The following is a 20062-nucleotide window of genomic DNA, read 5'->3' as shown; positions in this document are numbered from 1 at the left end:
AACAGACGCCTGCATAGTAGGCTTAAACCAGATAAAAGTCGATCACAATGCAATTTGCGTTATGATGCCAATAACATATTAATAACTTTTGCTTAAATTCTTGTGGCCTTGCCACCGTTTAGCCTTAAAAGGAAAGCTTCAAAGGAATGAGTAATACGCCCTCGACAGACAAAGTAGTGCCCAAAGTATTGGTTATCTACGCGCACCCAGAGCCAGAAACCTCTATTGCCAATCAGATGATGGTTAAGAAAATAGAGTCGCTCGAGCACGTTAAAATTCACGACCTCTATGCCATCTATCCTGATTTCTTTATCGATGTGCCTTACGAGCATTCTCTGCTCCTTGAATATGATGTGATTGTGTTCCAACACCCTCTGTTTATGTATTCCTGTCCTTCACTGTTAAAAGAGTGGTTTGACCGAGTCTTGGGTAAAGGCTTTGCGTTTGGTGAGCAAAGTGCACTGAAAGGTAAACACTGGCGCAGTGTTATCACTACGGGTGGTAAAGAAGAGGCGTTTGGAGCAGCAGGCTATAATAAATATCCATTACAAGAGATTTTACAACCTTTCGAACTCACAGCTGCTTTGTGTCAGATGAATTGGATACCACCATTGGTTTTACACTGGGCACGAAATGTCACAGATATGACACGGTATCAACATGCAGAAGCGTATCGAAACTGGTTGCGAGACCCGCTACAAGATATAGGAGCGAACGATGGCTCTGACTAATGAATTTTTGCAAAGTAGCGTTATATTTTTAGCTGCCGCGGTGGTTGCTGTTCCTATCGCACAGCGCGCAGGTTTAGGCTCAGTTTTGGGCTACTTGCTGGCGGGTGTGGCAATTGGCCCATGGGGGCTTGGTTTAATTAGTGACGTAGAAGCGATTCTACACTTTTCCGAATTCGGGGTGGTGCTGCTGCTCTTCCTGATTGGTTTAGAGCTTAACCCTAAAAAATTGTGGCAGATGCGAGCGCCTATTCTCGGGCTCGGTGGCGCGCAGGTGCTGATCACCACTCTGATTATTACTGCCATCGCCTGCATGTTCGGTTTAACGTGGCAAACGAGCCTAGTAATAGGTATGGGTTTGGCCTTGTCCTCGACTGCTATCGCTTTAAGGGTTATTGAAGAGCGAGAGCTTGGGGGGAAAGAAGCTGGGCAATCTGGCTTTGCGGTTTTGCTTTTCCAAGATATTGCCGTAATACCAATGTTGGCTATGCTGCCTCTGCTTGCTGGTAACACCGGCGGAAGCTGGGCAGACATGCTGTGGATGCTAGGTGGCGTGGTTGGTTTGCTGGTGGGCGGTCACTTCTTGTTGAGGCCTCTTTTCCGCTATGTGGTAATGAGTGGTGTACGTGAGTTGTTCACCGTTGCGGCTCTGCTATTGGTGATTGGTATTGCCGTTATCATGCAACAGATCGGCTTGTCGATGGCATTGGGTACTTTCCTAGCTGGTGTGCTTCTGGCGGAGAGTGAATACCGACATGAGCTGGAAATCGCGATTGACCCGTTCAAAGGGTTGTTGCTTGGTCTGTTCTTCATCTCAGTGGGTATGGCCGTTAACTTGGGATTGTTGGCCGAAAGCCCATTTGCAATATTGATCGCTGTTCTAGCGCTAGTCGTACTAAAAGGTTTGGTTCTGTACGCCCTTGCTCGAATTTTTGGTACTCAAGCCAAAGCACGTAGTCGCATCGCAATGATTCTTAGCCAAGGTGGTGAATTCGCTTTCGTTATCTTCACAGCGGCAAGTGCACAAGGCATCTTGAGTGGTGAACAAGTGTCGTTCTTGCTAGTTGTGGTGAGTCTCTCAATGGTGACCACGCCATTAATGCTTAAGCTCCAAGATAAGTTCTTTGCTCGCCAATTGAATCAAATTAGCGAGAATGCGATGTCCTCGGATGTGGTTGATCGTAGCCCTCGAGTGATTATTGCCGGCTTCGGTCGTTTTGGTCAGATCATTGGACGTCTGATGTACGCCAATAAGATCCGTATTACGATCTTGGAAAGTGACGCTAGCCAAATCCACATCCTGAGAAAGTTTGGCTACAAGGTATTTTACGGTGATTCCACTCACTTAGAGCTGTTACGCGCTGCGGGGGCGGATAAAGCGGAAGCGATAGTGTTGTGTACAGACTCTCCTGATGAAATCATGAAAACCGTCGATTTGTGTAAGCAGCACTTCCCACGTCTTAAAATCTTGGCGCGTGCGCGAAGCCGTGTTGAAGCCTACCAATTGCTTAATCACGGGGTAAACAACTACTCGCGTGAAACCTTCCTAGGCGCACTAGACCTTGGCCGTCAAACTCTGACTGAACTTGGCATGCATCCATACAAAGCGAAGCGAGCAGAAGCACATTTTAGGAAGTTGGATAATGGTATGCTGAAAGAGTTACTGCCTCAGCATAATGAAGACGCAGAGTTAGCCCAAAGAGCGAAAGAGGCTCGTAAAGAGCTTGAAGAGATCTTTGGACATGAGATGGAGAATGACCACCAATCTCGAAACTATTGGCAATAGCTTCAGCTTAGAGTGAATGGTTCGAGCTTGTAATGAATGCTTTGAGCCAAAAGCCATTGCCCAGAGATACCTAATAATAAACGTGGTCCTATTCGCTTTCACATCAAGCATAGAGAACCGCGAATCCAGAGTAGTAAAGGATATTAACGTGAAACAGAAAAAACGCTTTATCGCAGGGGCAAGCTGCCCAAGCTGCAATACTCAAGACACGCTTCGCTGGTGGATTGAGAACAATATTGAGTTAGTGGAATGTGTCGATTGCGACTTCTCAGAGCAACGCAAACCGAAAACTGTAGAGAAATCTGAACACGCGAATCAAGAAATGATCGGTATTTTTAAGCCTGAGTGATTGAGTTTCGATAATTGATCCCCATAATATCCGGGTACAGAATTTTTCCTAAGCTCAACTGTTGGAGCTTAGTCCAAACCTCCTTGGAGCTCTCATGAAAATTGAAAAGAACGTAGTAGTTAGTGTTGCATATCAAGTGAAACTTGAAGATGGCGTAGTAGTTGACCAATCAACTGCAGAAGCTCCACTAGATTACCTTCACGGTCATAACAACCTAATTACAGGTCTTGAAAAAGAGCTTGAAGGCAAAGTAGCTGGCGACAAGTTCTCTGCAACTGTTACTCCAGAAGACGCTTACGGCGAGCACAACGATGCTCTAGTACAACGTGTTCCTGCTGACGTATTCCAAGGTGTTGAACAAATCGAAGTTGGCATGCGCTTCCTAGCGGATACAGACCAAGGTCCAATTCCAGTAGAAGTAACTGAAGTAGACGGCGACGAAGTTGTTGTTGATGGTAACCACATGCTAGCTGGCCAAACTCTAACGTTTGACGTTGAAGTAGTAGCGGTTCGTGAAGCGACTGAAGAAGAAGTTCAACACGGTCACGTACACCAAGCTGGTGGCTGTGGCAGCCACGGTCACGACCATGACCACGAAGGTGGTTGCTGTGGTGGCGAAGGCCACGACCACGGTGAAGAGAAAAAAGACGGCTGCTGCGGCGGCGGTAGCTGTGGTTCTCACTAATACCGACCTAACGGATTAGTTCAAGAATATGAAAGCCTCCCTTGTGGAGGCTTTTTTCGTATTGGGGTTGTGCTTTCTGGCGTGAGCATGACCGCTAGCGAAAGATTTGTTGTTGCTATCAGACATCGAGCTTTGGATATGATATTGATAGCAACACATAACAAGAATACGTCAGTGGAGAGTTTAGATGTCGCAACCTTTTTCAATTGCCATTCACGGTGGTGCTGGAACCATTTTGCGAGAGCAAATGAGTGATGAGCTAAAAGCGGGCATTACTGAGGCGTTAGAAAAGTCAGTATTGGCGGGTTACCAAGTACTGCAATCTGGCGGTGATGCTTTGGATGCTGTTGTGGCATCGGTAAAGGTGATGGAAGACAGCCCACACTTCAATGCGGGTAAGGGCTCCGTTCTTACGCATGATGAGTTTGTGGAAATGGATGCGTCGGTGATGCACGGTCGTGAAATGGATGCGGGTGCCATTGCTGGTGTTCGCCACATTCAGAACCCGATCGAATTAGCTCGCGATGTAATGCTGAAAAGCGACCATGTACTGTTGATTGGAGAAGGGGCGGAGAAGTTTGCCTTTGAACACGACTATACATTTACTGAGCAAGACTACTTCTTCACTGAGCGTCGTTACGAACAGCTTCAATCGATGAAAGAAAAAGGCATATTTGCTCTGTCTGAAGCGAAATACGATGAGCAGCAAGCTGAGAAATATCCAGACGACAAAAAGTACGGCACGGTTGGCGCTGTGGCATTAGACCAATCGGGCAACTTGGCAGCAGCGACCAGTACTGGTGGTGTGACAAACAAGAAGTACGGCCGAGTCGGTGATTCGCCAATCATTGGTGCGGGCACAATTGCTGAGAATGGTAATGTTGCGGTTTCTACCACAGGCATGGGTGAGTTCTTCTTAAGAAAAATGGTTGCCAGTGATGTAGCTGCGCGCATGCGTTATCTTAAAGAAGACGTTCATACCGCATGTGAACATATCATCCAAGGTAAACTGAAAACCATGGGCGGTGAAGGTGGTTTGATTGCGATTGATGACCAAGGTGACATTCACTTCGGCATGAACAGTTCCGGCATGTACCGTGCTAGTGTCGATACAGAAGGTCGAGTGGAAGTTAAGATTTATGCCGATGACTAGCTAAGCTTCGGTGTAACTCAAGTTCCCAATCAAATACGCAAAAGGCGACAGATATTCTCTGTCGCCTTTTGTTTTTCAACCAGACCAACAAGCCTCAGCTCATTGGCAACGTACATTAGTAATGTGGTGGTGGCGTCTCTTCAGATGCGTCAGCTAAGTTCGAACCATCAATGTTCTTCACTTTACCCACTACATATTTCATTTGGTCTTGCATCTTAGTGATCAACATCTGTTGTTGGCTAAGCGCTTCATTGAGTTCTTCAATGGTCTGTTCTTGGAAAGCTAGCTGACATTCTAAGTCATTCACGCGGCTTTCTAACTGTTCAACTCGCTTTTCTGTCATCGTTCTTAATCCACATTCCAAGCTTGGGCGATGCCCGAAGAGGTGCCCGATATTACACGGTTCTTATCATCAAAGGCTGCATCATACACTACCGCACGAGGAGGGCGAGTATCTTTTAATGGCTCTGCATCGTGTCGTGAAAGTCGTTTGCCATCCTGAGTATTCCACACGCTCACTTGGCTTGATGGAGTGCCTGTCACCAACATGCTGCCATCATCAGAAAAGCGGGCGCTCGAGAATATCAGTTGTCGAGACCAACTCTGCAGCTGGGCTTGAGGTTCGCCCGTTTCAAGATCCCAAATCATCGCTTGATTACCACCATCAGAGGTAAAAGCTAAATTACCGTCACGTTGTAGGGCAACACGTACGACTCTTTGTTCGTGTTCAAAGGTGCGCAATACTAAGCCAGTTTCGGTGTCCCACAGGTAGGCTTTGTAGTCGTTACCACCAGAAAGCGCATAGCGACCGTTCGAAGAAAGGGCGACGGAATTAACTTTTTCTCTATGAGCAAGGAACTCCAGACGGCGTCCGGTGACTAAGTCCACATAGATGGCTTTACCATTCGATAAACCGAGCAGTACTTTTTCACCATTGCTAGAGATATCAACATCGCGAATCAAGCCGTCAGAGATAGACCATAGTCCTTCAGCTTGGGTCCAGGATAGGTCCCAAACGGCAAAGTTCATTTGGCTGGCAGTAATGGCAAAGCGGCCATTGTCAGAGATTCGAATACGCGACACTTGGTTTTCGGACTGATCTTGAGGGCCAAGTTGGGCTAACTCTTTGTTTCCGGCAAGGTCCCAAAGCAGCAATTGTTTCTGTTGAGAGTAGAGCAGGGCGAAGCGTCCATCTCTGCTTAAAGCAAAGCTGGTGGCGCCGCTGGGCTCAATTTCCCAACGCTGCTCATCGTCTTGAAAGAAAAAGCATCCATTTAACAAGGTGATGACAATTGCACATAGCAAGGAATGGAAAAATATTTGCATCACTTCTAATAATCCGGTTTGTGTCGAAAGACATATGACTAGTATATTGTTATAACTAACGTATTCACACCAATCTAATCATTAGATTTGTGCACAATAACCAATGGCTTGGCCATTAATTGGAGAATTCAATGAAATCAGTTTTAAAAGTATCACTGCTTGCCGCAACGGTTATGCTAGCAGTTGGTTGTCAGAAAGAAGAACCAAAGGCAGAAGCACCTCAAGTAGAAGAAGTTAAAGTAGAAGCAGTAAACTTTAAAACCGAAGATGACAAAGCGGCATACGCAATCGGCGTATCTTTCGCTAACTACCTGAGCACAAGCATTGATAAGCCAAGCGAGCTAGGCATTAACCTAGACAAAGACATGGTTCTTCAAGGTATTGAAGACGTATTCGCAGAGAAAACTGCACTTAACGAAGAAGAAACTCGTGCAGCGCTTGAAGCTCTAGACAAGCGTGTTGCTGAAACTATGCAAGCACAAGCGGCAGAGAAATCAGCTGAAACTAAGAAAGCAGGTGACGACTTCCGTGCTGAGTTCGCAAAAACTGAAGGCGTTAAGCAAACTGAATCAGGTCTACTTTACCAAGTAATGACACAAGGTGAAGGCGCTTCTCCAAAAGACACAGATACCGTTCAAGTACACTACAAAGGTACATTAACTGACGGTACTCAGTTCGACAGCTCTTACGACCGTGGCGAACCAGCAACATTCCCACTAAACCGCGTAATCCCAGGTTGGACTGAAGGCGTACAACTAATGCAAGTTGGTTCTAAGTACAAATTCGTAATCCCGCCAGAGCTAGCATACGGTGAGCAAGATACACCGACTATCCCAGCTAACTCAACGCTAGTATTCGAAGTTGAACTACTTAGCATTGATAATGCTGAAGCACCTGCTGCTCAGTAATCGCTGAAGCACCTGCTGCTCAGTAATCGCTGAAAGAAATCCCGCTGTAAAAAGCGCTGATTGACTAAAAAGCCTAACTTCATGTTAGGCTTTTTTTATGATTCGAATATGAGTATTTGATTTTTAAACTTGTTCTAAATCACTAGTTGCAATGTTAGCTAGGTGTGCAATTAAAATTTTCTGATAAACTTACATAAATTTGTTGATTTTTCACACGAAGGTAAGGAATAAGTGACTACTACAGAAACAGTCAATGCAGATGTGTTACTTGAAATGGAATCAGTCAATGTCATGCCATTCAGTGAACACGATAAAATCATTCTAAGATCTTATGAAGCGGTGGTAGACGGCATTGCGAGTCTAATTGGCCCATTTTGTGAGATCGTTCTGCACTCTTTAGAAGACCTCAACACCTCTGCGATTAAAATTGCTAACGGTGAGAATACCGGGCGTCAGGTTGGCTCGCCAATTACTGACCTTGCACTGAAAATGCTAAAAGATATCGAAGGTTCTAAACGTAACTTCTCACGCTCATACTTCACCCGTGCTAAAGGCGGCGTGTTGATGAAGTCGATCACTGTGGCTATCCGAAATGGTGAAGACCGAGTGATTGGCCTGCTGTGTATTAACGTGAACCTAGATGCGCCTTTCTCACAAGTGCTGCAATCTTTCATGCCGACACAAGACGCAGACGAAGCTGCCTCATCGGTTAACTTTGCAAGCGACGTTGAAGAACTTGTTGACCAAACGGTTGAGCGCACCATTGAAGAGATCAATGCCGACAAATCAGTATCGAACAATACCAAGAACCGTCAAATCGTGATGGAGCTGTACGACAAAGGTATTTTTGATATCAAAGATGCGATTAACCGTGTTGCTGAGCGATTGAATATTTCTAAGCACACCGTATACCTATATATCCGTCAGCGTAAAACAGAGGATGAAGAGGGTTGTTAAGCTATACACTCCTAGTTAATGGGCCTCTCTACGGTTCACAGTCAGCAAGAAGTGCTTACCAGTTTGCCGTGGCTCTGCTTCAACAGGGCCACAAACTCCACAGTGTATTCTTTTATCAAGACGGCGTAAGTAACGGCTCTGACCTTACCGTGCCAGCTAATGATGAGTTTGATCTGGCTGCTGCTTGGCAGAAATTGGCAGATGAACATAATGTAAGTCTTGAGACCTGTGTTGCGGCGGCACTAAGACGTGGCATCATCAGTTCTGAAGAAGCAGAACAGCATCAGTTGAGTGGCTCTAACTTAGCTACTGGATTCACACAGGCTGGTTTAGGCAGCTTATCGGAAGCGCTACTCACGCAAGACAGAGTGGTACAGTTTTGAGAAAATTAGCCTTTGTATTTAATAGCTTTCCTCATACTACCGCTGCGGGTAGGGAAGGGTTAGACGCGTTATTAGCTGCCTCCGCTTATAGTGAAGATATCGCCGTGTTTTTTGTTGGTGATGGTGTGACACAACTTCTTAAAGCACAGCAGCCTGAACAGACACTCTCCCGTGACTACATCTCGGCGTTTAAGTTGATGGATCTGTACGACATTGAACAGGTGTACGTTTGTAAGCGAAGCCTGAGTCAGTTTGGTCTTTCCGCTGATGACTTGTTGATTGATGTCACCGTCGCTGAAGCTGATGAGTTAGCGCAGACGTTAGCTCAGTGCCAACAGATACTGACTTTCTAGGAATCGCTATGCTTCATATTGTTAAAACAGCGGATAAACTAAAACTTGCACTCGTCTACTCTCAACCACAGGATCAATTCTTGTTAGTTGAAGATGCAGTGTATGTTTGCCTTCCAAATCATGAGTTATTCACTCAAATCAGTGCAGTCGAGCACATGTCGGTATTAAAACCCGATTTAGAGAGTCGCGGCCTACAACAGTTGGCCGCTGAAGCCATCCCGCAAATAGGCTTTGATGGCTTTGTTGAATTGACGGTTTTAAACGACAAATCAGTCACTTGGTAGCTGTGTTCTATCAGTTTGGTCAAAACTAGACCATCCTGAGCTCTAGACGGCTAAAAAAGATCTGTATATTTCTTGACACACATCCCACTGCTGAATAGAATTTTGCGTCCCTAATTGCGACATGTAGTTAGGGATAGATTTTTCACAAAGCTTACTTTCAAGTAAATTTCAGGAGCTAGTTAATGGCAACTATTAACCAGTTGGTTCGCAAACCTCGTGTAAAGCAAGTTGTTAAAAGCAACGTGCCTGCACTAGAAGCGTGCCCACAAAAACGTGGTGTATGTACTCGTGTTTACACTACTACACCTAAAAAACCTAACTCGGCACTACGTAAAGTATGTCGTGTACGTCTAACTAACGGTTTCGAAGTAACTTCGTACATCGGCGGTGAAGGCCACAACCTACAAGAGCACAGTGTTGTACTAATCCGTGGCGGTCGTGTAAAAGACCTTCCGGGTGTTCGTTACCACACTGTTCGCGGCGCACTTGACTGTGCTGGCGTTAATGACCGTAAACAAGGTCGTTCTAAGTACGGTGTGAAACGTCCTAAGTCTTAATTGATTCTCTTTTTTAAAAAGAAATCGTTAAGTAAGGCCAAACACTATTTTATTTATTATTCTGAAAAGTTTTGGAAAAAACCTGAAGAAGACAACGGAGAATATCCATGCCACGTCGTCGCGTAATAGGTCAGCGTAAGATCCTTCCAGATCCAAAGTTCAAATCTGAACTGCTGGCAAAATTCGTTAACATCCTAATGGTTGACGGAAAGAAATCTACTGCAGAGAAAATTGTTTACACTGCACTAGATGCAATGGCTGAGAAGTCTGGTAAAGACCACTTAGCTGTATTTGAAGAAGCTCTTGAAAATGTTCGCCCAGCGGTAGAAGTTAAATCTCGCCGTGTAGGTGGTTCAACTTACCAAGTACCTGTAGAAGTTCGTCCGGTTCGCCGTAACGCACTTGCTATGCGTTGGGTAGTTGAAGCTGCGCGTAAGCGTGGTGAAAAATCTATGGCTCAACGCCTAGCTGCTGAAATGCTAGACGCGTCTGAGAACAAAGGTACTGCGGTTAAGAAACGTGAAGACGTTCACCGCATGGCTGACGCAAACAAAGCGTTCGCACATTACCGTTGGTAATACCTTTTTAGTGCTGCAAGGTTCCTTGCAGCACTTCTTTAGTTCCTATGCTTATGCTAGGAACTATTGCTATTTCTAGGGCAGGCAATTTTTAATCCTAGGTATAGCAATAGTCCCTAAGTCTCTAATAAGAGGATTCAACCGTGGCTCGTAAAACTCCTATTGAGCAGTACCGTAACATCGGTATCGTTGCTCACGTAGATGCAGGTAAAACAACCACAAGTGAACGTATTCTGTTCTATACCGGTCTTTCTCACAAAATCGGCGAAGTTCACGATGGTGCAGCAACCATGGACTGGATGGAGCAAGAGCAAGAGCGCGGTATTACGATCACTTCAGCAGCAACCACTACGTTCTGGCGTGGTATGGAAGCGCAATTCCCAGATCACCGTATCAACATCATCGACACTCCTGGACACGTTGACTTCACTATCGAAGTAGAACGTTCTCTACGTGTACTTGATGGTGCCGTTGTTGTGTTCTGTGGTTCATCTGGTGTTGAGCCTCAATCAGAGACAGTTTGGCGTCAAGCTGATAAGTACCAAGTTCCTCGTATGGTTTTCGTTAACAAAATGGACCGTACTGGCGCAGACTTCTTGCGCGTTATCGAGCAGATCAAGGACCGCCTAGGCGCGACTCCTGTTCCGATTCAACTGAACATTGGCGCTGAAGAAAACTTCCAAGGTGTTGTCGATCTTATCAAGATGAAGGCAATCAACTGGAATGAAGCTGACCAGGGCATGACTTTTACGTACGAAGACATTCCAGCAGACATGCAAGAAATGGCTGAAGAATATCGTACAGAACTTGTTGAAGCAGCGGCAGAAGCCTCTGAAGAGCTAATGGATAAGTACCTTGAAGAAGGTGAGCTGACAGAAGCTGAAATCAAACAAGGTCTTCGTACTCGTACCCTTAACAATGAAATCGTACTAGCAACTTGTGGTAGTGCATTCAAAAACAAAGGTGTACAAGCTGTTCTAGATGCAGTGGTTGATTTCCTTCCTTCTCCAGTTGATGTACCTGCAATTAAGGGCATCGATGAAGATGAGAATGAAGCAGAGCGTCACGCGGACGACAAAGAACCGTTCTCAGCGCTAGCATTCAAGATCGCAACAGACCCATTCGTTGGTACTCTAACTTTCATCCGTGTTTATTCTGGTGTTGTTGAAAGCGGCAAAACAGCTTACAACTCTGTGAAGAAACAACGTGAACGTTTAGGTCGCATTGTACAAATGCACTCAAACAAGCGTGAAGAAGTAAAAGAAGTACGAGCAGGTGACATCGCGGCTATTATCGGCCTAAAAGATGTAACCACTGGTGAAACTCTGTGTGACCAGAACCATAAGATTGTTCTAGAGCGCATGGAATTCCCAGACCCAGTTATTCAGATCGTTGTAGAGCCAAGCTCACAAGCCGATCAAGATAAAATGACTATCGCGCTAAGTAAATTAGCGGCAGAAGACCCATCGTTCCGCGTCGATATGGATGACGAGACAGGCCAGACACTGATTTCTGGTATGGGTGAACTACACTTAGATATCATCGTTGACCGTATGAAGCGCGAATTTAGCGTGAACTGCAACGTTGGTAACCCGCAAGTGGCTTACCGTGAAACAATTCGTGGTACAGCGAAAGCGGAAGGTAAATTTATCCGTGAACACGGTGGTAAAGGTCAGTACGGTCATGTATGGCTGAAACTGGAACCATCAGAAGTTGGCGAAGGCTTTGTCTTCGTGGATGAAATTGCCGATGGTACAGTACCAAAAGAGTTTATCGCTTCAGTAGCTAAAGGCGTTGAAGAACAGATGAACAATGGTGTGCTTGCTGGCTATCCAGTTCTGGATATCAAAGCTACACTATATGATGGTTCTTACCATGAAACAGATTCAAGTGAGATGGCGTTTACAATCGCTGCCTCTATGGCTTTCAGAGCGGGTGCACTTGAAGCGCAACCAGTTCTGCTTGAGCCTATGATGAAAGTTGAAGTGACTACTCCAGAAGACTGGATGGGTGACGTTGTTGGCGATATTAACCGTCGTCGCGGCATCATCGAAGGTATGGACGAGGGGACAGCTGGCCTGAAGATAATTCGTGCACAAGTTCCGTTGTCTGTCATGTTCGGTTACTCAACTGATTTACGTTCTGCGACACAAGGTCGTGCTTCTTACTCTATGGAGTTTAGTGAGTACGCTGAAGTGCCTAACAATGTTGCAAAAGCAATCATTGCAGAGCGTGGTTAAACAAAAGGAACGCATTTTTTTCAATTTTTGAAAGATCTAATGCGTCCAAATATTGCGCTAACGAGAGTTGGCGCATAAAATAGCAATTTCTGGCGCGTCTCGCTCAATAATGAACGTGGCGAATCATAACTAGGAAGGAACACGATTGTGTCTAAAGAAAAATTTGAACGTACGAAACCGCACGTAAACGTTGGTACTATCGGCCACGTTGACCACGGTAAAACAACTCTAACTGCTGCTATCTGTACTACACTTGCAAAAGTGTACGGTGGTGTTGCTAAAGATTTCGCATCTATCGATAACGCTCCAGAAGAGCGTGAGCGCGGTATCACAATCGCTACTTCTCACGTTGAGTACGACACTCCATCACGTCACTACGCACACGTAGACTGCCCAGGACACGCGGATTATGTTAAAAACATGATCACTGGTGCTGCGCAAATGGACGGTGGTATCCTAGTTGTTGCTGCGACTGACGGCCCAATGCCTCAAACTCGTGAGCACATCCTACTTGGTCGTCAAGTTGGTATCCCTTACATCATCGTATTCATGAACAAATGTGATATGGTTGATGACGAAGAGCTACTTGAGCTAGTAGAAATGGAAGTTCGTGAACTTCTTTCTGAGTACGACTTCCCAGGTGATGACCTACCAGTTATCCAAGGTTCTGCACTTGGCGCACTAAACGGCGAGAAGCAGTGGGAAGACAAGATCGTTGAGCTTGCAGAAGCACTAGATTCTTACATCCCTGAGCCAGAGCGTGCAGTTGACCAACCGTTCCTACTACCAATCGAAGACGTATTCTCGATCCAAGGTCGTGGTACTGTTGTAACTGGTCGTATCGAGCGTGGTATCCTACGTGTAGGTGACGAAGTAGAAATCGTTGGTATCAAAGAAACTACTCTTACTACTTGTACTGGTGTTGAAATGTTCCGTAAGCTGCTTGACGAAGGTCGTGCAGGTGAGAACGTTGGTGCACTTCTACGTGGTACTAAGCGTGACGAAGTTGAACGTGGCCAAGTACTATCTGCTAAAGGTTCTATCAACCCACACACTAAGTTCGAGTCTGAAGTATACGTACTTTCTAAAGACGAAGGCGGCCGTCACACTCCTTTCTTCAAAGGTTACCGTCCACAGTTCTACTTCCGTACAACTGACGTAACAGGCGACATCACTCTACCAGAAGGCGTAGAAATGGTAATGCCAGGTGACAACGTTCAAATGACTGTTGAGCTAATCGCTCCAATCGCAATGGACGAAGGCCTACGTTTCGCTATCCGTGAAGGTGGCCGTACTGTAGGTGCTGGTGTTGTAGCTAAAATCTTCGCTTAATAGCATTTAGATTTTTGCACTCTCTTCATTAGAAGAGCACGCATCAAAAAAGGGGAGCTTCGGCTTCCCTTTTTTATTTTGGTTATAAGGGAAATTCCTAACACGTAATATCCACAGTCTATATTCCGATTTAAATACAGTTATTTACTTAACGGCATAAATCGCCCTCCTAAACTTTCTCCTCTTCACAGCCCGTTAATCTCTCTTTTCGACGAAACACTATAACCAATCGATATAAACATACGGTAAATTTTAACTGGTAATAAGAATGATTCCTTTTTATATTTAACTGCAAGTTAAAGGGTTAGGTTTTACTATGTACGTTTGTTTATGCCATGGGGTCTCGGATAAGAAAATCCGCAAGTTGGTATTAGAAGAGGGCATTACTGACATAAAAGGAATTAAAAAGTGTACAGCACTTGGCAGTCAATGCGGCAAGTGTGTACGTTCAGCAAAAGAAGTCATTAACGACACCGCGAAAGACCTGCTTAAACAGGCAAGCTAATTCTGCTCAAAGAGCAGTAGCTTTTTTGACACTTCTCGATTTGGTTCTACAGTTAGAAGAGCCAAAGAGGAGGGCTATGTCATGAAAGGCGATCCTATCATCATTCAACATCTCAACAAAATTCTTGGTAATGAACTTGTCGCAATAAATCAGTATTTCTTGCATGCGCGCATGTATAAAGACTGGGGCTTAAAGCATCTAGCCGACAAGGAGTATCATGAATCCATCGACGAAATGAAACATGCCGACCATCTGATTGAACGAATCTTGTTTCTCGAAGGGCTGCCCAATCTGCAAGATCTAGGCAAACTTAAAATCGGTGAAGATACTCAAGAAATGCTGGAGTGTGACTTATCGTTAGAGATGGAAGCCATTCCGGATCTGAAAAACGCCATCGCTTATGCAGAAGATATTCATGACTATGTGTCACGAGATCTGTTTCTTGAGATTTTGGAAGATGAAGAAGAGCATGTCGATTGGTTAGAAACCCAACTTGGCCTCATCAAAATGACAGGTATTCAAAATTACCTACAAGCTCAATATGTCGATGAAGACGAAGGCTAAAATATATCGATAACAAGGGTAGCTGCTCAGGCGCATCCTAGTGGTTACCTTGCATTTCTTTTTCAGGCGGTAGGGCACTACCAAGAACTAAAAATCCTCCAATCACCCCTCTCAATAGATTCTGCGATTATTTTTCAAACACAGCTTGCAAGTTAAAGTGTGATCTGTATAATGCACCGCACTGGCTTAAGCTGGTTGTGAACCAATGAGCACTGAGGAGTAGGTTTTACCTAGTAATGTATACTCAGCTTATGTTCGCGGTTAATAAAAATAGTAAGGCTTGTCTTTACTTCAAAAGTTAACTGACAATGCGTCCTAATTTTGGATGCTACGGTTTCACATAAATCAATCGGCATTCTCTCGTTTTATCGAGTTTGAGTGGCGATATTGTTTGTGTAATTTTTAATAATTGGAGCTCTGTCTCATGCAGAACCAACGTATTCGTATCCGCCTTAAAGCGTTTGATTACAAGCTAATCGATGCTTCAACTGCGGAAATCGTTGAAACAGCAAAACGTACTGGCGCACAGGTTCGTGGTCCTATCCCACTACCTACTCGTAAAGAGCGTTTCACTGTTCTTACCTCTCCACACGTCAACAAAGATGCACGTGACCAGTACGAAATCCGTACTCACAAGCGTTTGATCGACATCGTTGAGCCAACAGACAAAACTGTTGATGCTCTAATGCGTCTTGATCTTGCAGCTGGCGTTGATGTTCAAATCAGCCTAGGTTAAGGGAGATAAGAATAATGATTGGTCTAGTCGGACGTAAAGTGGGTATGACCCGCGTATTTACTGAAGAAGGCGTTTCTATCCCAGTAACTGTTGTTGAGGTTGAAGCGAACCGTATTTCTCAAGTTAAAACTCTAGAGAACGACGGCTACGCAGCAATCCAAGTAACTACTGGTGCTAAGAAAGCTAACCGTGTAACTAAACCTGAAGCTGGTCACTTCGCGAAAGCGGGTGTAGAAGCAGGTCGCGGTCTTTGGGAATTCCGTTTAGAAAACGGCGAAGAGTTTGAAGTTGGCGCTGAGCTAAACGTAGAACTTTTCAACGAAATTAAAAAAGTAGACGTTACTGGTACATCTAAAGGTAAAGGCTTCCAAGGCGCTGTTAAGCGTTGGAACTTCTCTACTCAAGATATGACTCACGGTAACTCTTTGTCTCACCGTGCACCGGGTTCAATTGGCCAATGTCAAACTCCAGGTCGCGTGTTTAAAGGCAAGAAAATGGCAGGTCACATGGGTGCTGAGCGTGTAACGACTCAAAACCTAGAGATCGTACGTGTTGACGCTGAGCGCAATCTGCTTCTTATTAAAGGTGCAGTACCAGGCTCAACAGGCGGCAACGTGATCGTAAAACCTGCTGTTAAAGCATAACGTCTAGGAGTAAGTAATGGAATTGATGGTTAAAGGTGCTGATGCACTAACTGTTTCCGAGACTACTTTCGGACGTGACTTCAACGAAGCTCTTGTACACCAAGTAGTTGTTGCATATGCAGCAGGTGCTCGTCAAGGTACTCGTGCTCAAAAGACTCGTTCTGAAGTATCTGGCGGTGGCGCTAAGCCATGGCGTCAAAAAGGTACTGGCCGCGCACGTGCTGGTACAATTCGTAGCCCAATCTGGCGTACAGGTGGTGTTACTTTTGCTGCGAAACCACAAGATCACAGCCAAAAAGTAAACAAGAAAATGTACCGCGGTGCTATGAAGAGCATTCTTTCTGAGCTTGTTCGTCAAGAGCGTCTAATCGTTGTTGATAACTTCTCAGTAGAAGCACCAAAAACAAAAGAACTTGTAGCTAAGCTTAAAGAGCTTGAGCTAAGCGACGTTCTGATTGTAACTGGCGAAGTAGATGAAAATCTATTCTTAGCTGCTCGTAACCTATACAAAGTTGACGCACGTGACGTTGCTGGTGTTGATCCAGTATCTCTAATTGCATTCGACAAGGTTCTAATGACTGCTGACGCAGTTAAGCAAGTTGAGGAGATGCTAGCATGATCACTGAAGAGCGTATCTTAAAAGTTCTACGTGCTCCGCACATCTCTGAAAAAGCAACTATGGCAGCTGAGAAAGCGAACACTATCGTTTTCAAAGTAGCTAAAGATGCAACTAAGAAAGAGATCAAAGCAGCTGTAGAAAAGCTATTTGAAGTTGAAGTTAAGTCTGTAAATACTCTTGTTCAAAAGGGTAAGACCAAACGTCAAGGTATGCGTGAAGGCCGTCGTTCAGACGTTAAGAAAGCCTACGTTACTTTGAAAGAAGGTCAAGATCTTGACTTCGTTGGCGGCGCGGAATAACAGGAGTAGTTAAAAATGGCTATTGTTAAATGTAAGCCGACTTCCCCTGGTCGTCGTCACGTCGTTAAAGTTGTTAACGCTGACCTACACAAGGGTAAGCCATACGCACCTCTTCTAGAGAAAAACTCTAAGAACGGTGGTCGTAACAACAACGGTCGTATCACAGTACGTCACATCGGCGGTGGTCACAAGCACCACTACCGTGTAATTGACTTCAAACGTACTAAAGATGGCATCCCAGCGAAAGTTGAGCGTCTAGAATACGATCCAAACCGTAGCGCTAACATCGCTCTAGTTCTGTACGCAGACGGTGAGCGTCGTTACATCATTGCACCAAAAGGTGTTCAAGCAGGTGACCAGATCCAATCTGGTGTTGATGCGCCAATCAAAGCAGGTAACACTCTGCCGATGCGTAACATCCCAGTAGGTTCTACTGTACACTGTGTTGAACTTAAGCCTGGTAAAGGTGCTCAACTAGCTCGTTCGGCTGGTGCTTATGCTCAAATCGTTGCTCGCGACGGTGCATACATCACTATCCGTCTACGTTCTGGTGAAATGCGCAAAGTACTTTCTGAAGGTCGTGCAACGATCGGTGAAGTTGGTAACTCTGAGCATATGCTACGTGAACTTGGTAAAGCTGGTGCTTCACGCTGGCGCGGCGTACGTCCAACCGTACGTGGTGTAGTAATGAACCCGGTGGATCACCCACACGGTGGTGGTGAAGGCCGCACATCTGGTGGTCGTCACCCAGTTTCTCCTTGGGGCGTTCCTACTAAGGGCTTCAAGACTCGTAAGAACAAGCGCACTGACAAGTACATCGTACGTCGTCGCACTAAATAATTTATAAAGAGGAATCGCCATGCCACGTTCTCTCAAGAAAGGTCCTTTTATTGACCTACACTTGCTGAAGAAGGTAGAGAAAGCGGTGGAAAGCGGAGACAAAAAGCCTATTAAGACTTGGTCCCGTCGCTCAATGATCATCCCAACAATGATTGGTTTGACCATCGCTGTCCATAATGGTCGTCAGCACGTTCCAGTTTTCGTTACCGAAGAAATGATCGGTCACAAACTGGGCGAATTTGCACCAACTCGTACTTATCGCGGTCATGCTGCAGATAAGAAAGCTAAGAAGAAGTAAGGAGTAGATGATGGAAGCTTTAGCTAAACATAACTTTGCTCGTATTTCTCCACAGAAAGCTCGCTTAGTTGCAGACCAAATTCGCGGTAAGTCGGTAGACCAAGCTCTAGAAATTCTAACTTTCAGCAACAAAAAAGCTGCTGTATTGGTTAAGAAGGTTCTTGAGTCAGCTATCGCTAACGCGGAACATAACGAAGGTGCAGATATCGACGATCTAAATGTCGCTAAAATCTTCGTAGATGAGGGCCCTATCATGAAGCGTATTATGCCTCGTGCTAAAGGTCGTGCGGATCGTATCTTGAAGCGTTCAAGCCACATCACTATTGTTGTAGCAGATCGCTAAAGACTAGGAGAGTAAGCAATGGGTCAGAAAGTACATCCTAATGGTATTCGTCTTGGCATCGTTAAGCCTTGGAATGCTACATGGTTTGCTAATACCAAAGATTTCGCTGACAACCTAGACGGCGACTTCAAGGTACGTCAGTTCCTTACAAAGGAACTACAAAAAGCATCACTATCTCGTATCGTTATCGAGCGTCCAGCTAAGAGCATCCGTGTGACTATTCACACTGCTCGTCCTGGCGTTGTTATCGGTAAGAAAGGTGAAGACGTAGAGAAGCTACGCGCAGCTGTAGCTAAAATCGCAGGTGTACCAGCGCAAATCAATATCGCTGAAGTACGTAAGCCTGAGTTAGATGGTCAGCTTGTAGCTGATAGCATCGCGTCTCAACTAGAGCGTCGTGTTATGTTCCGTCGTGCTATGAAGCGCGCAGTACAAAACGCAATGCGTCTAGGCGCTAAAGGTATCAAAGTGGAAGTAAGTGGTCGTCTAGGCGGCGCTGAAATCGCACGTTCTGAGTGGTACCGTGAAGGCCGTGTGCCTCTACACACTCTACGTGCAGACATTGATTACGCAACTTCTTCGGCTCACACTCAATACGGTGTGATCGGCATTAAAGTTTGGATCTTCAAAGGTGAGATTCTAGGCGGTATGCCAGCTGCTAACGCAGTAGAGCCTAAAGGCGATAAGCCTAAGAAGCAGCGTAAAGGCCGTAAGTAAGGAGTCGAACGATGCTACAACCAAAACGTACTAAGTTCCGCAAGGTTATGACTGGTCGTAACCGTGGTCTAGCTAAAGGTACTGAAGTAAGCTTCGGCGAATTCGGTCTTAAAGCTGTTGGCCGTGGTCGTCTGACTGCACGTCAAATCGAAGCGGCACGTCGTGCTATGACACGTCACATTAAGCGTCAAGGTCAAATCTGGATCCGTGTATTCCCAGACAAACCGATTACTGAAAAGCCTCTTGAAGTTCGTCAAGGTAAAGGTAAAGGTTCAGTAGCGTACTGGGTTGCTCAAATCCAACCTGGCAAAGTTATGTACGAAATGAATGGCGTACCTGAAGAGTTGGCACGTGAAGCGTTCCGCCTAGCGGCACGTAAACTGCCTGTTAAAACTACTTTTGTAACTAAGCAGGTGATGTGATGAAAGCACAAGATCTACGCGAAAAGAACGTTGAAGAGCTTAACGCTGAGCTATTGAATTTGCTACGTGAACAGTTCAACTTGCGCATGCAAGCTGCAACTGGTCAGCTTCAGCAAACTCATACTCTAAAAGCTGTACGCCGTGATATCGCACGTGTGAAAACTGTTTTGACTGAAAAGGCAGGCGCATAATGAGCGAAACTAACCGCATCCAGCAAGGCCGTGTAGTAAGTGACAAGATGGACAAGTCTATCGTTGTTGCTATCGAACGTACTGTAAAACACCCAATTTACGGTAAATACGTTAAACGCACGACTAAAGTACACGCACACGACGAAGACAACACTTGTGGCCTAGGCGACAAAGTTGAAATCGCTGAGTGTCGTCCTCTGTCTAAGACTAAGTCTTGGACATTGGTTAAAGTTCTAGAAAAAGCGAAGATTTAATCTTTGTAATT

General features: G+C 45.3%; 29 protein-coding genes. 27 read left to right on the top strand and 2 right to left on the bottom strand.

Translation table 11 applies throughout. The features are described from left to right. Window positions 1-146 precede the first annotated feature (146 nt). The 5 genes from kefG to OCV52_RS14280 all read left to right on the top strand — a co-directional run bounded on the left by kefG (window position 147) and on the right by OCV52_RS14280 (window position 4701). Window positions 147-731: a glutathione-regulated potassium-efflux system ancillary protein KefG gene (gene kefG / locus OCV52_RS14300; protein ID WP_137406892.1), complete on the top strand. Its 585-nt coding sequence runs from the start codon at window positions 147-149 to the stop codon at window positions 729-731. Then, window positions 718-2514 carry a glutathione-regulated potassium-efflux system protein KefB gene (gene kefB / locus OCV52_RS14295; protein ID WP_137406891.1) on the top strand — a complete coding sequence of 599 codons (1797 nt, stop codon included), beginning with the start codon at window positions 718-720 and terminating at the stop codon, window positions 2512-2514. Before kefG ends, kefB begins: the two co-directional genes overlap by 14 nt. Window positions 2515-2662: 148 nt before the next feature. Next, on the top strand, window positions 2663-2863 hold the full coding sequence (locus OCV52_RS14290) for a YheV family putative zinc ribbon protein (protein WP_004737184.1): 201 nt from the start codon (window positions 2663-2665) through the stop codon (window positions 2861-2863). A gap of 94 nt (window positions 2864-2957) precedes the next feature. Further along, window positions 2958-3548: a peptidylprolyl isomerase gene (gene slyD / locus OCV52_RS14285; protein WP_008222340.1), complete on the top strand. Its 591-nt coding sequence runs from the start codon at window positions 2958-2960 to the stop codon at window positions 3546-3548. Between the two features lie 187 nt (window positions 3549-3735). Continuing rightward, window positions 3736-4701 (top strand): isoaspartyl peptidase/L-asparaginase family protein, encoded by a 966-nt coding sequence (locus OCV52_RS14280; RefSeq protein ID WP_137406890.1) that lies wholly within the window; start codon window positions 3736-3738, stop codon window positions 4699-4701. Window positions 4702-4816: 115 nt separating this feature from the next. Here OCV52_RS14280 and OCV52_RS14275 read toward each other — a convergent pair whose 3' ends face one another. Both OCV52_RS14275 and OCV52_RS14270 read right to left on the bottom strand, forming a co-directional pair. Beyond that, on the bottom strand, window positions 4817-5044 hold the full coding sequence (locus OCV52_RS14275; protein ID WP_004737187.1) for a SlyX family protein: 228 nt from the start codon (window positions 5042-5044) through the stop codon (window positions 4817-4819). A gap of 5 nt (window positions 5045-5049) precedes the next feature. Beyond that, a complete protein-coding gene (locus tag OCV52_RS14270; protein WP_137406937.1) occupies window positions 5050-6027 on the bottom strand; it encodes a WD40 repeat domain-containing protein in 978 nt (325 codons plus the stop codon). Window positions 6028-6158: 131 nt separating this feature from the next. On the opposite strand from OCV52_RS14270, the gene fkpA reads away from it, so the two are divergent. The 22 genes from fkpA (at window position 6159) to rpsQ (ending at window position 20051) form a co-directional block, all read left to right on the top strand. Next, a complete protein-coding gene (gene fkpA, locus OCV52_RS14265; protein WP_061033636.1) occupies window positions 6159-6935 on the top strand; it encodes an FKBP-type peptidyl-prolyl cis-trans isomerase in 777 nt (258 codons plus the stop codon). A gap of 231 nt (window positions 6936-7166) precedes the next feature. After that, on the top strand, window positions 7167-7892 hold the full coding sequence (locus OCV52_RS14260; RefSeq protein WP_004737190.1) for a helix-turn-helix transcriptional regulator: 726 nt from the start codon (window positions 7167-7169) through the stop codon (window positions 7890-7892). Beyond that, window positions 7886-8275: a sulfurtransferase complex subunit TusD gene (tusD, locus tag OCV52_RS14255; protein ID WP_102425867.1), complete on the top strand. Its 390-nt coding sequence runs from the start codon at window positions 7886-7888 to the stop codon at window positions 8273-8275. The genes OCV52_RS14260 and tusD overlap by 7 nt, the downstream gene beginning before the upstream one ends. Then, complete coding sequence (tusC, locus tag OCV52_RS14250) at window positions 8272-8628, top strand: sulfurtransferase complex subunit TusC (RefSeq protein WP_102425868.1); 357 nt, start codon at window positions 8272-8274, stop codon at window positions 8626-8628. Before tusD ends, tusC begins: the two co-directional genes overlap by 4 nt. 8 nt (window positions 8629-8636) lie before the next feature. Beyond that, window positions 8637-8912, top strand: coding sequence for a sulfurtransferase complex subunit TusB (gene tusB / locus OCV52_RS14245; RefSeq protein WP_102425869.1), 276 nt, complete (start codon window positions 8637-8639; stop codon window positions 8910-8912). A 182-nt stretch (window positions 8913-9094) separates the two neighbouring features. Continuing rightward, window positions 9095-9469 (top strand): 30S ribosomal protein S12, encoded by a 375-nt coding sequence (rpsL, locus tag OCV52_RS14240; RefSeq protein WP_004737194.1) that lies wholly within the window; start codon window positions 9095-9097, stop codon window positions 9467-9469. 107 nt (window positions 9470-9576) lie between these two features. Further along, window positions 9577-10047: a 30S ribosomal protein S7 gene (rpsG, locus tag OCV52_RS14235; protein WP_004737195.1), complete on the top strand. Its 471-nt coding sequence runs from the start codon at window positions 9577-9579 to the stop codon at window positions 10045-10047. Between the two features lie 143 nt (window positions 10048-10190). Continuing rightward, on the top strand, window positions 10191-12287 hold the full coding sequence (gene fusA, locus OCV52_RS14230; protein WP_102425870.1) for an elongation factor G: 2097 nt from the start codon (window positions 10191-10193) through the stop codon (window positions 12285-12287). 147 nt (window positions 12288-12434) lie between these two features. Next, complete coding sequence (tuf, locus tag OCV52_RS14225) at window positions 12435-13619, top strand: elongation factor Tu (RefSeq protein ID WP_105057636.1); 1185 nt, start codon at window positions 12435-12437, stop codon at window positions 13617-13619. 316 nt (window positions 13620-13935) lie between these two features. Next, on the top strand, window positions 13936-14124 hold the full coding sequence (locus OCV52_RS14220; RefSeq protein WP_137407586.1) for a (2Fe-2S)-binding protein: 189 nt from the start codon (window positions 13936-13938) through the stop codon (window positions 14122-14124). A gap of 81 nt (window positions 14125-14205) precedes the next feature. Then, a complete protein-coding gene (gene bfr, locus OCV52_RS14215; protein ID WP_061033929.1) occupies window positions 14206-14688 on the top strand; it encodes a bacterioferritin in 483 nt (160 codons plus the stop codon). A 424-nt stretch (window positions 14689-15112) separates the two neighbouring features. Beyond that, window positions 15113-15424 carry a 30S ribosomal protein S10 gene (rpsJ, locus tag OCV52_RS14210; RefSeq protein ID WP_004736761.1) on the top strand — a complete coding sequence of 104 codons (312 nt, stop codon included), beginning with the start codon at window positions 15113-15115 and terminating at the stop codon, window positions 15422-15424. Window positions 15425-15438: 14 nt separating this feature from the next. Next, a complete protein-coding gene (gene rplC / locus OCV52_RS14205; RefSeq protein ID WP_004738804.1) occupies window positions 15439-16068 on the top strand; it encodes a 50S ribosomal protein L3 in 630 nt (209 codons plus the stop codon). Between the two features lie 16 nt (window positions 16069-16084). Continuing rightward, window positions 16085-16687: a 50S ribosomal protein L4 gene (rplD, locus tag OCV52_RS14200; RefSeq protein ID WP_004738803.1), complete on the top strand. Its 603-nt coding sequence runs from the start codon at window positions 16085-16087 to the stop codon at window positions 16685-16687. Then, window positions 16684-16986, top strand: coding sequence for a 50S ribosomal protein L23 (rplW, locus tag OCV52_RS14195; protein ID WP_004738802.1), 303 nt, complete (start codon window positions 16684-16686; stop codon window positions 16984-16986). The genes rplD and rplW overlap by 4 nt, the downstream gene beginning before the upstream one ends. 15 nt (window positions 16987-17001) lie before the next feature. Beyond that, window positions 17002-17826: a 50S ribosomal protein L2 gene (gene rplB / locus OCV52_RS14190; RefSeq protein ID WP_061033928.1), complete on the top strand. Its 825-nt coding sequence runs from the start codon at window positions 17002-17004 to the stop codon at window positions 17824-17826. A 19-nt stretch (window positions 17827-17845) separates the two neighbouring features. Beyond that, a complete protein-coding gene (rpsS, locus tag OCV52_RS14185) occupies window positions 17846-18124 on the top strand; it encodes a 30S ribosomal protein S19 (RefSeq protein ID WP_004736729.1) in 279 nt (92 codons plus the stop codon). A 10-nt stretch (window positions 18125-18134) separates the two neighbouring features. Then, window positions 18135-18467, top strand: coding sequence for a 50S ribosomal protein L22 (rplV, locus tag OCV52_RS14180; RefSeq protein ID WP_004736732.1), 333 nt, complete (start codon window positions 18135-18137; stop codon window positions 18465-18467). 18 nt (window positions 18468-18485) lie between these two features. Next, entirely contained in the window at window positions 18486-19184 is a 699-nt protein-coding gene (gene rpsC / locus OCV52_RS14175) for a 30S ribosomal protein S3 (protein ID WP_004738797.1), read from the top strand. Between the two features lie 11 nt (window positions 19185-19195). Further along, complete coding sequence (gene rplP, locus OCV52_RS14170; protein WP_004736736.1) at window positions 19196-19606, top strand: 50S ribosomal protein L16; 411 nt, start codon at window positions 19196-19198, stop codon at window positions 19604-19606. Then, window positions 19606-19797 carry a 50S ribosomal protein L29 gene (gene rpmC, locus OCV52_RS14165; RefSeq protein WP_004736737.1) on the top strand — a complete coding sequence of 64 codons (192 nt, stop codon included), beginning with the start codon at window positions 19606-19608 and terminating at the stop codon, window positions 19795-19797. Before rplP ends, rpmC begins: the two co-directional genes overlap by 1 nt. Then, entirely contained in the window at window positions 19797-20051 is a 255-nt protein-coding gene (gene rpsQ, locus OCV52_RS14160; protein WP_004738796.1) for a 30S ribosomal protein S17, read from the top strand. Before rpmC ends, rpsQ begins: the two co-directional genes overlap by 1 nt. Window positions 20052-20062 lie beyond the last annotated feature (11 nt).

It is taken from the genome of Vibrio chagasii (assembly GCF_024347355.1).
Taxonomy (GTDB): domain Bacteria; phylum Pseudomonadota; class Gammaproteobacteria; order Enterobacterales; family Vibrionaceae; genus Vibrio; species Vibrio chagasii.
The sequence above is the reverse complement of the archived record's forward strand: the minus strand, read 5'-3'. Positions and strand labels throughout refer to the sequence as shown.